Raw genomic sequence first — 10,714 nt, 5'->3', positions numbered from 1 at the left:
GCAATAAAAAATACCTATGCGTGTCGTACATATGACGGGTAACTAACCTGGCTCTCACTGCTCCAATCGATAAAACCCCCCCCCCCGGCCGCCCCCCCCAATTCAGCCCGCCCCCCCCAAACCGCGGGGCGCCTCTTCTCTTCGACGACGTGGTCAGCTGATGGTGAGCAGCTGGTGGCCGGCCGAGACGGTCGCTCCGGCGACCGCGCCGATGTTGCCGATCGTCCCGTCCTTGTGCGCCTGCAGCGGCTGCTCCATCTTCATCGCCTCGAGGACGACGACGAGATCGCCCTTGACGACCTGCTGCCCCTCCTCGACGGCCACCTTGACGACGGTGGCCTGCATGGGCGACTTGACGGCATCGCCGGAGGCCCCGGCGCTCACCGAGGTCGAGTGGTTGCGGCGCGACGGCGGCACGGCCGCCGGGCGACCGGAAGTCCCTGCGGCGACGGCGACGCGGTCGGGGAGGCTGACCTCGAGACGCTTTCCTGCGACCTCGACGACCACCGTGTGGCGGGTCTCCGAGGGGGACGGCGTCTCCAGCTCGCCGTCCCAGGCGGGGATGTCGTTCTCGAACTCCGTCTCGATCCAGCGGGTGAAGACGCCGAACTCACCGTTCTCCGCCGTGAAGGCGGCGTCGCGGACGACCTTGCGGTGGAAGGGCAGGACGGTGGGGAGACCGGCGACCTCGAACTCGTCGAGAGCGCGACGCGAGCGCTCGAGCGCCTCGGCGCGGTCCTTGCCCGTGACGATGATCTTCGCGAGCAGGGAGTCGAACGCGCCCGACACGGAATCACCGGCGGTGACGCCGGAGTCGAGCCGGATGCCGGGGCCGCCGAACGTCTTGAACACGTGGATGGGGCCGGGCTGCGGCAGGAAGCCGCGACCGGGGTCCTCGCCGTTGATGCGGAACTCGATGGAGTGACCGGTGGGGGCGGGGTCCTCGTAGTCGATGGTGCCGCCCGCGGCGATGCGGAACTGCTCGCGCACCAGGTCGATGCCGGTGACCTCCTCGGACACCGGGTGCTCGACCTGGAGGCGGGTGTTGACCTCGAGGAACGACACGGTGCCGTCGGCGCCGATGAGGAACTCGCAGGTTCCCGCACCCACGTAGCCGACCTCCTTGAGGATCGCCTTGGAGGCGGAGTACAGCTGCGCGTTCTGCTCGTCGGTGAGGAACGGCGCGGGCGCCTCCTCGACGAGCTTCTGGTGCCGGCGCTGCAGCGAGCAGTCGCGGGTGGAGATGACGACGACGTTGCCCTCGGCATCCGCCAGGCACTGCGTCTCGACATGGCGCGGCTTGTCGAGGTACTTCTCGACGAAGCATTCGCCGCGTCCGAAGGCGCTGACCGCCTCGCGGGTGGCCGACTCGAACAGCTCGGCGACCTCGTCGAGCTCGCGCGCGACCTTCAGGCCGCGGCCGCCGCCGCCGTAGGCCGCCTTGATCGCGATCGGGAGACCGAACTCGCGGGCGAAGGCGATGACCTCGTCGGCGCCCGAGACCGGACCCGGGGTTCCGGGGGCGAGCGGCGCTCCCACCTTCTCGGCCACGTGGCGGGCGGTGACCTTGTCACCCAGCGCCTCGATGGCCTCGGGGGACGGGCCGATCCAGGTCATCCCCGCACCGATCACGGCACGGGCGAACTCCGCGTTCTCCGCGAGGAAGCCGTAGCCGGGGTGCACGGCGTCAGCGCCGGCACGACGGGCGACCGAGAGGATCTTCTCGATCTGCAGGTAGGTCTCGGCGCTGGTGGACCCGCCGAGGGCGTAGGCCTCGTCGGCGAGACGGGTGTGCAGAGCGTCGCGGTCCTGGTCGGCGTATACGGCGACGGAGGCGATCCCGGAGTCACGAGCGGCACGGATGATTCGGACGGCGATCTCGCCGCGGTTGGCGATGAGCACCTTGGCGATATCAGGCATGGTTGCCAGCCTAGCGAGAAGGTTCTCGATCCATTTGACGACTCTCCACAAGAAAGACGCGAAAACGTCGAGCGGACTCTACGACCAGAGGTCCGTCCAGCGGACACCGAGGTCGGTGGAGAGCCGTCGCACCGTCGACAGCGACATCCCGACGACGGTCGAGGGATCACCCTCGACGCGGGTGATGAAGGCCCCGCCGAGACTGTCCACGGTGAAGGCGCCCGCGACGAGCAGCGGCTCCCCGGAGGCGACGTACGCGGCGATCTCGGCATCGGTGACGTCCTCGGCGAATGTCACCGCGGCTTCGGCGGTCGCCGTCGCCTCGACCGGCTCCGCCCCGGGGGAGACGCGGTAGACGGAGTGGCCGGAGTGCAGGATGCCGGTGGCGCCGCGCATCTCCCGCCACCGTCGTGTCGCCTCCTCCGCCGTATACGGCTTGCCGTACACGCGGCCGTCGAGGGCGAACATCGAGTCGCCCCCGATCACGATGCCGTCGAACTCGCCGTCGGAGGCGAGCCGGTGCGCCACGTCCGCGGCCTTGGCCCTGGCGAGCAGGAGCACGAGGTCGGCGGGAGGGAGATCCGCGCCTCTCTCCGCCGCCGCGGCGGCGGCCACGGCATCCTCATCGACGTCGGGTGACTGGGTCAGCGGCTCGATCCCGGCCTGTCGCAGCAGCATCAGACGGGCGGGGGAGGTGGAGGCGAGGCAGACGCGCATGTCCACCACCGTATCCTCGAAGGATGACTTCCTCCCCAGCCCTGCTCGATCTGGACATCACCGGCATCGCGCACGGCGGCACGTTCATCGCCCGCCACGACGGACGCGTCGTCTTCGTCTCCGACGCGATTCCGGGTGAGCGGGTGCGCGCCCGACTCACCGCCGACTCCACCGACGAGTCGAAGAGCTTCTGGCGGGCGGAGACGGTGGAGGTCCTCGAGGCCTCGCCGCACCGTCGCCCCCACATCTGGGCGGAGGCGGACGTGTCGAGGGCGCCGGAGGACCGACCGGGTGGCGCCGACCTCGGTCACATCGACCTGGCCCACCAGCGCACCCTGAAGCGCCAGGTGCTGACCGAGGCGCTCGACCGGTTCGCCGGCCCCGGACTCGAGGCCCCCGAGATCGAGGCGGTCGACTCGACAGACGGCACCGGATGGCGCACCAGGGTCACCCTGCACGTCGACGACGAGGGCCGGGTCGGGCCCTATGCCGCGCGCAGCCACCGGGTGATCCCTGTCGGCTCGCACCCCCTCGCGCGCCCGGCGATCGCGAAGGCGGCTCTGCGTCTCGAAGGCGGGGAGGCGGGCAGCGTCGATCTGGTCGAACCCGGCGACGGCACGGTCCGCGTCATCCGTCGCGAGCGGCTCGACGAGCGCCCGGCACGCGGGCAGGGTCGTCGGCCCGCGCCGGAGGTCGTGTACGAGCAGGTGGGCGACCGCCGGTTCCAGCTCGACGCCGGCGGGTTCTGGCAGGTGCACCCGCGCGCGGCGTCGGTGCTCGACGGTGCCGTCTACGGGGTCCTCGACGGACACGTCGACCCCGAGGCGTCGCACCTCGACCTCTACGGCGGGGTCGGGCTGTTCGCCGCATCCCTCGCCGACCTCGGTGCCACCGACATCGTGACGGTCGAGTCGAGCAAGAGGGCGACCGCCCACGCGCAGCAGAACCTCGCGGGGATGGGCGTGAGGGCGGTGACCGCGCGAGTCGACCGCTACCTGGCCGGCCTGGCCGCGGGAACCCGCACCGGTGCCGTCGTGCTCGACCCGCCCCGGGCGGGAGCCGGGCGCGCGGTCGTAGACGCGCTGCATGCCCTCGCGCCGGACGCGATCGCGTACGTCGCCTGCGATCCCGTCGCACTGGCCCGCGACCTCGGGACCTTCCGTCAGCACGGATGGAACGTCGGCACGCTGCGAGGCTTCGACCTCTTCCCCCACTCGCACCACTTCGAGGTCGTCGCGCTGCTCACCCGGTGACCGGGCCGCCGCCGTCGCACTCAGTAGGCTGGGGGGATGAGCAGGGTCGCACTGATCGACGATCACGAGTCCGTCCGCCTCGGTCTGGAGGCGGCATGCGCCCGTGACGGCGCGCAGACGGTGGTCTTCTCCGGGAGCACCGTCGTGTCGTATCTCGACTGGCGTTCCGCGACATCCGCGCCCTCGGCCGACGTGGTCGTCCTCGATCTCACGCTCGGTGACGGCACGACGGTGACCGAGAACGTCAGGGCCCTCGTCGACGACGGAGCGAGCGTCGTCATCCACAGCGTCGCCGACCGACCGGCCGCGGTGCGCGAGGCGCTCGCCGCGGGGGCAGCAGGCGTGGTCAGCAAGTCCTCGGCTCTGGATGACGTGCTCGACGCGATCCGGACCGTGGCCGACGGCGAGCCGCTCAACAATGTGGAGTGGGCCAGCGCCGTCGACGGGGACCGCGACTTCGCCGACGCGCAGCTGTCGGCCAGGGAACGCGATGTGCTGCGCCTGTACGCCGCCGGTCTGCCGCTGAAGGCCGTCGCCGAACGCCTCGGCGTCGCCTATTCGACGGCCAAGGAGAACATCACACGGATCCGGGTGAAGTACGTCGAGGTCGGCCGACCGGCCCCCACGAAGGTCGATCTCCTGCGCCGCGCCATGGAGGACGGGATCGTCGCCGCAGACGGGACCCCGAGTGCCCACTGACCCGCTCAGCATCCGCGAGGCCTGGTCCACGATCCCCTCGCCGGGGAGCGTGGAGACCGAGTTCGAGCGGTTCACCGGCAAGCGCATGGAGCGCATCCTCGCGACCGTGGTGGCGCTCGGCTCCGGTGTCCTCGGCACGCAGGCGCTGATCGCCGGGATCGCCACGACGGCCTGGTCGGATGCCGCGCGGGTCGCGATTCTGCTGGTGGTCTTCATCCCGCTGCTGGCGATGCTGATCGCGTGCGTCGCCGGGCGCGGGGTGCGCGTCGCGGCGGGGATCTTCGCGATCCTCTACGTCCTCGCGCTGGGAGCCTGGCCGATCTTCGTCGATCCGGCGGGCAGAGCGGCGGATCAGCCGTGGATCTTCTTCCTCGTCAACGTCGGAGTCGTCGCGGCCGTTCTCGCCTTCCCGCTGTGGCTGCAACTGTCGTGGGCGGTGGCGCTGCCCTTCGTCTACGGCTACGTCCGGCTCGTCGAGGGCGACTTCTCGCGCGAGTACTGGGTGACGACGGCTTTCGACGTGTCGTTCACCCTGATCCTCGGCATCGTCATCATCGCGTTGGGGTGGATGTTCCGTTCGGTCGCGGCGGGCGTCGACGACGCTCGCACCCGGGCCGTGGCCTCGTACGCCGGCGCCGCCGCCGCGGCGGCCGCCGAGGAGGAGCGTGCCGCGATGTCCGCCCTCATGCACGACAGCGTCCTCGCCGCGCTCATCGCCGCGGAGCGCGCCGACGGCGAGCGGGCTCGGGACCTCGCAGTGGGGATGGCGCGCGAAGCGCTCACCCGTCTCGCCAACACCGAGGCCGCGGTCGCGGAAGAGGGGAGCGACGAGCCGGTCGGCGCGGCGCAGATCGTGGTGGAGCTGCGCCGCGCGCTCTCCGAGCTCGGTGCAGATGCGATCGTCGAGGAGCGAGGCGGGATCGGACTCATTCCCGGGCGCGCGGCCCGTGCGCTCGTGCTCGCCGCGCGTCAGGCTCTCGGCAACGCGGTCGCGCATGCGCAGGGCAGAGGACTGCACATCATCGCCGAGGGGCGCGGGGAGGAGGGGATCAGTGTGACGATCTCCGACTCGGGGCCGGGCTTCGACCTGCGGGAGGTCGGGGAGGATCGGCTCGGCATCAGCGCGTCGATCCTCGCGCGCATGGCCGGAGTCGCCGGGACCGCCGACATCGAATCGAGCGAGTGCGGCACGACGGTCACGCTGGGGTGGGAGCGCCGATGACGTGGACGGTGCGCAGTGTCGCGACCTCGCTCGCGGTGGGATTCGCGATGTACTTCGCGGCGCGCGGCGTGTGGTGGATCGAGCAGCCCACGGCCCCCCTGCTCATGGTGGCGGCCATCGGCCTGTACCTCGTGGTCGTGAACGTCGCGATCCTCTGGGATTCCGCCGTCTCGGTACGGATGCCGATCTGGGCAGCGCTACTCGCACTGATCTCGAGCGCACTCATCCCCGTGCTCGTGACGTTCTCGCTGGACCCGCTGACGCTCACCGCCCCGTTCGCCACCTGGTACATCGGCGCTCTCGGAGTGCTGGGCGTCGTCTGCATCGTGCGCCGACGGTTCGTGATCGGGTGGCTCGTCGTCCTCATCCTCCTCGCGTCGTCGTCGGCGTTCCTCGGTCCCTTCGTCGCGCTGTCCCTCGGCGTCGTCGGGTCGTTCATGTGGGTCGCGGTCGCGCACCTGCTCGTCATGTTCTGGGATCGCGCCGTGCGGGACGCGGAGCGGCTCGCCGGGATCCAGCAGGCGGTCTCGGCGTGGCACGCCACGCAGCAGGTCAGGCAGAAGGAGCGGCGGCTGCGGACGCAGTTCGCGTTGGCCGTCGCGGGGCCCGTGCTGACCCGTGCGGTGGCGACGGGCGGTGTTCTCGATGACGAGGAACGGCTCCGTGCCCGCCTCGCGGAAGGGCGCCTCCGGGACGAGCTGCGGGGTGCGGATCTGCTGAACGACGCGGTGCGGGATGCGATCGAGGATGCCCGGCGACGCGGCGCGGTCGTCACGGTGTTCGACGAGGGCGGACTGGACGACGTCGATGAGGATCGACGCGCGGCGATCCGCGATGAACTGGCGCGGGTGCTCCGCGCAGCGGATGCCGAGCGCTGGATCATCCGCGCAGCGAGGGACGAGCGGACGGCGGTCACGGTGGTGGGCCGAGCCGGGTCGCGCGGAGCGGGCGATGACGACGCGGTGGACGTATGGCACGAGATCGCTCGCGAGGCCGCGGCGGAGTGACGCACTCTTCATCCCTCGGCTCCGGCCGGGGGAGGGAGCCGGAGACGAGGTTGGATGGAGTGGGCGAGGGGCGGCGATCACGCCAGCCCCTCGCCATGCGGACAGTTACCCGAAAACCGTCCGCTGGTGGCTGATCTGCGTCTGTCTACCCTGTGACAGAGACACCAGCCGAACGCGAAGCGTCCCCACAATTCTGACGCGTCTGCGCACGGCTGTCTGTAGGTATTTTGGGGGACAAGACCCCGGCGATAGGAGAGGATGAGGCATGGGTACGCGCAGAGGGACCAACCTCCCCAGGATGGGGGACTTCAATCAGTCCGTGATCCTCGAGGGCATCCGTCGGTCTGCTGCGGGTCTGAGCCGAATCGAGCTCGTCGACATCACCGGCCTGTCGGCGCAGACCGTCACGAACATCACCCGTCGACTGCTCGATGAGGGCGTCATCGCCGAAGCCGGTCGCACGATCAACGGACCGGGCAAGCCCCGCGTCACGTTGCGCCTGGTCGCCGAGAGCCGCTTCTCGGTGGGCGTGCACCTCGATCCTGCGGTGATCACGATCGTGCTCCTGAATCTCGCGGGGCAGGTCGTCGGCCGGCGTGCGCAGCGGACGACGGATCAGAATCCTCAGCACATCGTCGCGACCATGGCGCAGACGATCGACGCCGTGATCGACGAGGCCGGGATCGACCGCGGCCTCGTCGCCGGGGTCGGCGTCGCGGCTCCCGGACCGCTCGATGCCGAGAAGGGCGCCGTGCTCGACCCGCCGAAGCTCACGGGATGGCACCGTGTGCCGCTGCGGTCGGTGCTCGCAGAGGCGACCGGCCTGGCCGTCACGATCGAGAAGGACACCACGGCGGCGGCCGTCGGAGACCTGTGGACGAGCAGATCGACGGCGGGGGGATCCTTCGTGTTCGTCTACCTCGGCACCGGGATCGGCGCGTCTCTCGTCCGCGAGGGGGAGGTCGTCGCGGGCGCCTCCCACAACTTCGGGGAGATCGGCCACATCATGGTCGATCCCGACGGGCCCGAGTGCGCCTGCGGGGGTCGGGGGTGCGTCGAGGTGGTGTGCACGCCGCAGGCGATCGTCGAGCAGGCGGTGGCGGCGGGCGTCTTCGACGACGAGGGAGCGGATGAGGCGCATGACGTGGATATACGTCTCACCCGGCTGTGCGAGCGTGCCGAAGCAGGCGACGCCGGCGCCGCGCGCGTGCTGCGCCGTTCCGCCGGGCATCTCGCGGTGCTGATCTCCGTTCTGACGAACGTGCTCGACGTCGACCGCGTGGTTCTGGGCGGGCCGTTCTGGGCGAGGCTGTCCACGGTGTATCTGCGAGAGATCCCCGGACCCCTTCGGCTGCGCAACGCCACGAGATCGGTCCGTGAGCTGCCGGTGGAGGGGACGGTCGTGGGAGACGACGGGGGCGCCGTGGGTGCGGCGTGCGTCGTTCTCGATGCGATGCTGACACCGCGCGCGTCGGACCTGTACCTCGGCGACTGAACGGATCGTCAGTTCTTATACCGGAATACTGGTCGATCTCTCGACCGCAATAACTCCAATCGATATAATATCGAGTGGATGCGCCGACTGGGGTGATCCTGATGCGCGACGACGGTCCCGCATCGGCCGGGGGGAGACTGTCTGCGCGGCCCGTGAGCTGGGGGGCTCCGGGCCCGCAGGCGCCGCACATCTCGGGTTCAGCCCGCGAAGCGGCCCCAGGGGATGTCGCGTCGCAGCGGTGTGCGCAGCGGACGCTGTGTGCGAGACCACGCCGATACGACGGGTTCCTCTGCGACGGCGCCCGCAGCCTCCTGCGCGTAGGCGTCGCTGACCACGGCGATGAGAGCGGCGAGCTCCTCCTCCGTGGCGGCACCGCGCGTGATCTGCATCGCCGGCGTCGGCTGCGTGTCCGACCCGGCATCCGCCCCCTGCGCGTCGCTCACAGCGGGATGTTCCCGTGCTTCTTGGGCGGAAGCTCCGCTCGCTTCCCGCGCAGCGCCCGAAGCGCCTTCGCGATCGAGACGCGGGTGTTCGCCGGCTCGATGATGCCGTCGATCTCGCCGCGCTCGGCGGCGAGGAAAGGTGACGTCACGCTGTACGTGTACTCGTTGGCCAGCTTGGTGCGCACCGCGGCGACGTCTTCGCCGGCTTCTTCCGCGCGCTTGATCTCACCGCGGTAGAGGATGTTGACCGCGCCCTGGCCGCCCATGACGGCGATCTCGGCCGTGGGCCACGCGAGATTGACATCGGCTCCGAGCTGCTTGGAGCCCATGACGATGTACGCGCCGCCGTAGGCCTTGCGCAGGATCACCGTCACCAGCGGAACGGTCGCCTCGGCGTACGCGTAGATGAGCTTCGCGCCGCGGCGGATCACGCCGGTCCACTCCTGGTCGGTTCCGGGCAGATACCCGGGAACGTCGACGAGGGTGACGATCGGGATCGAGAACGCGTCGCAGAAGCGGACGAACCGGCTGGCCTTCTCGCCGGCTTCGATGTTGAGGGTTCCCGCCATCTGCGACGGCTGGTTCGCGATGATGCCCACCGAGCGGCCTTCGACGCGTCCGAATCCGATCACGATGTTCGGGGCGAACAGCGGCTGGACCTCGATGAAGTCCCCGGCGTCGACGACGTGCTCGATGACCGTGTGGATGTCGTACGGCTGATTGGCGGAGTCGGGGATGATCGTGTTCAGCGAACGATCGGCATCCGTGGTCTCCCACTCGAAGCCGCTCTCGTACCCCGGGATCTCCGCCATGTTGTTGTCGGGGAGGAAGCCGAGCAGCGTCCGTGCGTAGTCGATCGCGTCGTCCTCGTCTTCCGCGAGGTAGTGCGCGACGCCGGATCGGGTGTTGTGGGTGAGGGCTCCACCGAGCTCCTCCATGCCGACATCCTCGCCCGTGACCGTCTTGATCACATCGGGACCGGTGACGAACATCTGGCTGGTCTTGTCGACCATGATCACGAAGTCGGTGAGCGCGGGGCCGTACACGGCTCCACCTGCGGCCGGGCCCATGATGATGGAGATCTGCGGGATGACACCGGAGGACCGGGTGTTCAGGCGGAAGATCTCGCCGTACTTGCTGAGGGCGAGCACGCCCTCCTGGATCCGGGCGCCGCCGGAGTCGAGGATGCCGATGATCGGCATGCCGCCCGAGAGCGCGAACTCCATGATCTTGATGATCTTGTCGCCCGACACCTCGCCGAGCGAGCCGCCGAACGTGGTGAAGTCCTGCGAGTAGACCGCGACCGTTCGTCCGTGGATCGTGCCGACGCCGGTGACGACCGAGTCGCCGTAGGGGCGGTTCTTGTCCATCCCGAAGGCCGTGGTGCGGTGGCGCACGTACTCGTCGAACTCGACGAAGCTCCCGGGGTCCACGAGCAGTTCGATGCGCTCGCGGGCGGTCATCTTGCCCTTGGCGTGCTGCTTGTCGTGCGCGATCTTCTCCGCGTCGACAACGGCTTCGTTGTAGCGAGCGCGGAGGTCTGCGATTCTGCCGGCGGTGGTCGAGAGTTCGGGCTTGTCCGTCACGGATTCCACCCTATCGTCGGCTCGGGCCGCGCCGTTGGATGCTCGCCACAACGGGTCGTCCGATCCTTTGGCGAGGATCGTGCGAGCGTGGCTGGATCGTCAGCGCACTCCTCGCTCAGCGCTGAGAGTCGCCGGACCCGAGCTCGCCGGGGAGATCGTGCGTCCCCGCCTGATCGATCGCCTTCGCGCTCTTCCCGCGGCCTCGACCGACCGAGGCGATCCTGCGTCCCGCCCAGCCGACGCCGCGCGCGGCCGAGCCTGCGGCACCGGCGACGGCGCCCCCCACGAACTGCGCCCCGTGCAGCATCCGCAGCTCCAGCTTCTCCGCGCCGTCGACGGGTTCGAGTTCGAGGGGGAAGTCCATCGGCGCGT

General features: G+C 70.0%; 9 protein-coding genes and 1 pseudogene. 5 read left to right on the top strand and 5 right to left on the bottom strand.

Annotated features, from left to right (window positions below):
• Window positions 1–153 precede the first annotated feature (153 nt).
• Together ABTZ43_RS15480 and ABTZ43_RS15475 are read right to left on the bottom strand one after the other, a co-directional pair.
• Window positions 154–1,920, bottom strand: coding sequence for an acetyl/propionyl/methylcrotonyl-CoA carboxylase subunit alpha (locus tag ABTZ43_RS15480; RefSeq protein WP_149424222.1), 1,767 nt, complete (start codon window positions 1,918–1,920; stop codon window positions 154–156).
• A 78-nt stretch (window positions 1,921–1,998) separates the two neighbouring features.
• A complete protein-coding gene (locus ABTZ43_RS15475) occupies window positions 1,999–2,637 on the bottom strand; it encodes a Maf family protein (RefSeq protein WP_350539439.1) in 639 nt (212 codons plus the stop codon).
• Between the two features lie 23 nt (window positions 2,638–2,660).
• Between ABTZ43_RS15475 and ABTZ43_RS15470 the strand changes: the two genes are divergently transcribed.
• The 5 genes from ABTZ43_RS15470 (at window position 2,661) to ABTZ43_RS15450 (ending at window position 8,313) form a co-directional block, all read left to right on the top strand.
• Window positions 2,661–3,890 (top strand): class I SAM-dependent RNA methyltransferase, encoded by a 1,230-nt coding sequence (locus ABTZ43_RS15470; protein ID WP_350539438.1) that lies wholly within the window; start codon window positions 2,661–2,663, stop codon window positions 3,888–3,890.
• Between the two features lie 36 nt (window positions 3,891–3,926).
• Window positions 3,927–4,589 (top strand): response regulator transcription factor, encoded by a 663-nt coding sequence (locus tag ABTZ43_RS15465; RefSeq protein WP_056420950.1) that lies wholly within the window; start codon window positions 3,927–3,929, stop codon window positions 4,587–4,589.
• The gene (locus ABTZ43_RS15460) at window positions 4,579–5,811 is read left to right on the top strand and encodes a sensor histidine kinase (protein ID WP_056420954.1); all 1,233 of its coding nucleotides are present in this window, start codon (window positions 4,579–4,581) and stop codon (window positions 5,809–5,811) included. Before ABTZ43_RS15465 ends, ABTZ43_RS15460 begins: the two co-directional genes overlap by 11 nt.
• A complete protein-coding gene (locus ABTZ43_RS15455; RefSeq protein ID WP_056421188.1) occupies window positions 5,808–6,818 on the top strand; it encodes a hypothetical protein in 1,011 nt (336 codons plus the stop codon). Before ABTZ43_RS15460 ends, ABTZ43_RS15455 begins: the two co-directional genes overlap by 4 nt.
• A 265-nt stretch (window positions 6,819–7,083) precedes the next feature.
• Window positions 7,084–8,313: an ROK family transcriptional regulator gene (locus tag ABTZ43_RS15450; RefSeq protein WP_350539437.1), complete on the top strand. Its 1,230-nt coding sequence runs from the start codon at window positions 7,084–7,086 to the stop codon at window positions 8,311–8,313.
• Between the two features lie 197 nt (window positions 8,314–8,510).
• Here ABTZ43_RS15450 and ABTZ43_RS15445 read toward each other — a convergent pair whose 3' ends face one another.
• From ABTZ43_RS15445 to ABTZ43_RS15435, 3 genes and pseudogenes are all read right to left on the bottom strand, one after another.
• A complete protein-coding gene (locus ABTZ43_RS15445; protein ID WP_374612834.1) occupies window positions 8,511–8,756 on the bottom strand; it encodes an acyl-CoA carboxylase subunit epsilon in 246 nt (81 codons plus the stop codon).
• Window positions 8,753–10,342, bottom strand: coding sequence for an acyl-CoA carboxylase subunit beta (locus tag ABTZ43_RS15440; RefSeq protein ID WP_396654963.1), 1,590 nt, complete (start codon window positions 10,340–10,342; stop codon window positions 8,753–8,755). Before ABTZ43_RS15440 ends, ABTZ43_RS15445 begins: the two co-directional genes overlap by 4 nt.
• Before the next feature lie 115 nt (window positions 10,343–10,457).
• Window positions 10,458–10,714, bottom strand: a pseudogene (locus ABTZ43_RS15435) (hypothetical protein); the annotation flags it as partial.

Source organism: Microbacterium sp. NPDC097977, from assembly GCF_040302605.1.
Classification (GTDB): domain Bacteria; phylum Actinomycetota; class Actinomycetes; order Actinomycetales; family Microbacteriaceae; genus Microbacterium.
Note: the sequence above shows the minus strand (reverse complement) of the source record. Positions and strands in the feature narration are given on the sequence as shown.

Coding starts and splice junctions, on each gene's coding strand:
- ABTZ43_RS15480 (WP_149424222.1), bottom strand. CDS start 1,920: ATGCCTGATATCGCCAAGGTGCTCATCGCCAACCGCGGCGAGATCGCC.
- ABTZ43_RS15465 (WP_056420950.1), top strand. CDS start 3,927: ATGAGCAGGGTCGCACTGATCGACGATCACGAGTCCGTCCGCCTCGGT.
- ABTZ43_RS15470 (WP_350539438.1), top strand. CDS start 2,661: ATGACTTCCTCCCCAGCCCTGCTCGATCTGGACATCACCGGCATCGCG.
- ABTZ43_RS15455 (WP_056421188.1), top strand. CDS start 5,808: ATGACGTGGACGGTGCGCAGTGTCGCGACCTCGCTCGCGGTGGGATTC.
- ABTZ43_RS15450 (WP_350539437.1), top strand. CDS start 7,084: ATGGGTACGCGCAGAGGGACCAACCTCCCCAGGATGGGGGACTTCAAT.
- ABTZ43_RS15475 (WP_350539439.1), bottom strand. CDS start 2,637: ATGCGCGTCTGCCTCGCCTCCACCTCCCCCGCCCGTCTGATGCTGCTG.